The sequence below is a fragment of the Longimicrobiaceae bacterium genome (assembly GCA_036375715.1).
In the GTDB taxonomy this organism is placed as follows: Bacteria; Gemmatimonadota; Gemmatimonadetes; order Longimicrobiales; family Longimicrobiaceae; genus DASVBS01.
In genome coordinates, this window is record DASVBS010000001.1 from 1 (window position 1) to 3,321 (window position 3,321).

Sequence of the window (3,321 nt, forward strand, 5' to 3'; positions counted from 1 at the left end):
CCGTCGCTCCTGGGATCGACGGCTTTGCTACCCCTACCTCCTCTGCCGCCGCTGCGCCCAGCGCGTCGACCGCTCCGGCAGACCCGTAAACTGAAAGCGCTTCGCCTAATATCGCACAATGAAGCGCCCGCGAAATCCCTGGCGGACGCGGAAGCATTGCGGTGCGTTGCGGTGTGCAGCGAGGGCCGGAGGGTCGAGCGCCTCTGCGGGCTGGCATGGAGGCAAAAACGGGGCGGCCAGCAAGGCCGCCCCGCACGCACCAACCTCTCCCCGCCAGCTTCACCCCTTCCCGCCGTACGAGTAGTAGTAGTAACCGCCGTACGAGGGCACCTTGGCGTCCGGGTCGTTGAGCACGGCTCCGAGCACGCGTGCGCCGACGGTGCGGAGCTGCTGCAGCGCCTGCTGGGCGGCGCCGCGATCGGTGTGGCCGGCGCGGATCACCAGGATCACCCCGTCGGCCAGGCGGCCCAGCACGGAGGCATCGGCGGCGGCGAGGAGCGGCGGGGTGTCCATCAGGATCAGGTCGAACCCCTCACCCAACTGCTCCACCACCTCGCGCATCCGCGGTCCACCCAGCAGCTCGGAGGGGTTGGGGGGGAGCGCCCCCGCCGGCAGGACGTGCAGGTTCTCCACCTGCGTGGGCCGGATCACCTCCTCCATCTGGGCGAAGCCCAGCACGAGGTGGGTGAGGCCGGGCTCGCGCGGGATCCCGAAGACGTTGTGCAGCCTCGCCTTGCGCAGGTCGCAATCGATCAGCAGCACCCTCATCCCCTGCTGGGCGAAGGTGACCGCCAGGTTCGCCGCGGTGGTCGTCTTGCCCTCCGCCGGGGCCGAGCTGGTGACGACCAGCTTGCGGATGCTCTGGATCGCCTGCGAGAAGATCAGGTTGGTGCGCAGGGTCCGGTACGCCTCGGAGCCGGGGTTGCGGAAGTCCGTCACGGTGACCAGCTCGCGCAATCCAGCAGCGCCATTGCGGTATTCGCCCACTTCACCATCGGGTCCCTTCCCGTTCCGGGAGCCGTGCCCGTCGGAGCCGCCGTTCCCGCCGAGCAGCCCCGCGGGCAACCAGAGCCGTGGTCCGGAGCTGGTCGAGCCCGCGAACTGCGGGATCACCGCCAGCCCCGGCACGCGCAGCACCGACTCCAACTCCTCGCGGCGCTGGATGGCGGTGTTGAGGTGCTCCTTCAGGAAGGCGGCGCCGCTGCCCAGCATGAGCCCGAGGATCAGCCCGAGGGCGAGCTTGAGAGGTCGCCCGCTACCGATGGGCTCGGTGGGGGCGACCGCCAGGTCGATGATCTCCACCTGCCCGGCCTCCACCGCCTCCGCGATGCGGGCCCGCTGGTACTCCTCCCGCAGCTGGTCGGCGACCTTGCCGATCGCCTCCACCCGCTGCAGCAGCCGCACCTCTTCCGCGCCACTGACCGGGAGCGACTGCAGCTCGGCGAGGTTGCGCGCCTTGAGGTCGTCCAGCGCGGCGATGCGCGCGTCCAGCGTCTGCACGTGGCTTGAAACCGCGTCGATCAGCCGGTCCCGGATCGAGCCGATCATCAGCCGCACGCGCTGCACGTCGGGGTTGGTCTCGGCCTTCGACCAGGCGCCGCTGGTGAGCGAATCACGCTCGGCCTCCAACCGGACGAGCTGGTTGAACAGCCCCGCGATGACCGGATTCTCCGCGATCTCCGGGCTGGCGACGAGCGAGCCGAGACGTCCGCCGGAACTCTCTCCGTCCGAGAGGGCGGCGAGCAGCGATCCGAGCACCTGTCGGTCCGCGGTCAGCTCCTCCCGGCGCATGTCCAGGTTCATCAGCCCGACCTGCTGCGCGGCGAGCTTCTCCTGCGAGCTCGCGACCCCTTCGCGCTGCTGGAAGTTGGTGAGCGCGACCTGGGCCAGGGTGAGCGCGGAGTCGGTCTGGGCGAGCTGCTCCTCGAGGAACTCGCGCCGCCGCCGCGCCTGCTGCTGCGAGGTGCGGGCGCTCTGGGCCTGGAAGACCTCCACCGCCGTGTTGGCGATCCGCTGCGCCCAGCGCGGGTCGGTCGCGGTATAGGAGACGTCGATGACGTCAGTCCCCTCGCGGATGATGGCGTTGAGGTTCTCGAGGAAGCGCTCGATCCCTTCCGCACGGGTGAGGACCTCGAGCTCCGCCTCGTCCGTCTCGGGCCGCTGGGGCACGGTGAACTGAACCCCTGAGAGGAGGACCGGATCGCCGTACGTGGCGACGACCTCCCCCCGCTGGCCTCGCACCCGCACCCGCGCCTCCTCGAAGATCAGGCGCAGTGTGTCCGTGGTGGTCGGCTCCGCGATCCGGATCTCCTCCAGGCTGCCCACTGAAAAATCCGGCGTGCTGGAGACGAGGCGAACCCCCGTGCGCTCGACCACCTCCTCCGCGACCCCACGGCTGCGCAGCACCTGGATCTGCGAGAGGATCGGATCCACCGTCTTGCCGATCACCATCGCTTCCATGGCGTCGGCGGTGGAGATCCCGCCGGTCATTGCCCGCATCTCGTCCTTGAGCCGAAGCACCGCCGTCGCACGGTACTGCGGCGCCTGCCGCAAGACGATGAAGGCGGTCACCGCCAGGCAGGCCGCCGCGATTCCCAGCACCAGCACCAGGTGGCGCCGCAGCACAGCTAGAAGCTCCCGGAGATCGATCATCTCCTCCTCCGGCTCCTGCGGCGAGTAGCCGGTAGCGGCCGGGGGTGGATTGCGGGGGCCGAGTGGCTGCGGCGCGTACGGAGTCAGATCGGACATCCTGAAAAAGATTGAGTCCTAGCGCGTGAGGACGGCGATCAGCGACACGATCGCCGCGGTGATGCTCCCCGCGGGTGCGATGTAGTCGCGAAAGATCGAGATGCGACGGTCGACGTAGATCTGGTCACCGGAGCGGATCGGCGTCTGCGCGAGCCCCGCCTCCGGGCTGGTCATGTCGATCAGGATCATCTGCCCGTCGCGGAAGAGCCGCACGCGCTCCAGCACGCCCCGCTCGGAGGCCCCTCCCGCGATCGCCACCGCCTCCGCGATGGTGGTGGAGGGCGGAAGGCGATAGAGGCTCGGCTGCCGCACCTCTCCCCCGACCGAGACCCGGAGCAGCGGCTGCACGAAGAACTGGGGATTGGTGGCCAGGCTGGCGAGTCGCTCGCGGATCCTCGCCTCGACCTCGGGTAGCGGGAGCCCAGCGACGCGCAGATCTCTCAGCAAGGGGTGGCCGATCGAGCCGTCTTCCGCGATCGGAAATTCCCCGCTCAGATCCTCCTGACGCCAGACCGTGAGCCGAATCGCATCGCCGGCCTGGAGAACGCGCGCTTCGCTGTTTCCCGACTGCGC

At 69.6% G+C, this 3,321-nt stretch carries 2 protein-coding genes; both read right to left on the reverse strand.

Features of this window, described 5'->3' with window-relative positions; genetic code table 11:
• Positions 1-279: 279 nt before the first annotated feature.
• Positions 280-2,748 (reverse strand): polysaccharide biosynthesis tyrosine autokinase, encoded by a 2,469-nt coding sequence (locus VF167_00005; protein ID HEX6923781.1) that lies wholly within the window; start codon positions 2,746-2,748, stop codon positions 280-282.
• Between the two features lie 18 nt (positions 2,749-2,766).
• The coding region (locus tag VF167_00010; protein ID HEX6923782.1) for a polysaccharide biosynthesis/export family protein at positions 2,767-3,321 on the reverse strand (555 nt) is incomplete at its 5' end.

Excerpts from the sequence above, each read along its gene's own strand:
- VF167_00005 (HEX6923781.1), bottom strand. The coding sequence starts at position 2,748 with ATGTCCGATCTGACTCCGTACGCGCCGCAGCCACTCGGCCCCCGCAAT.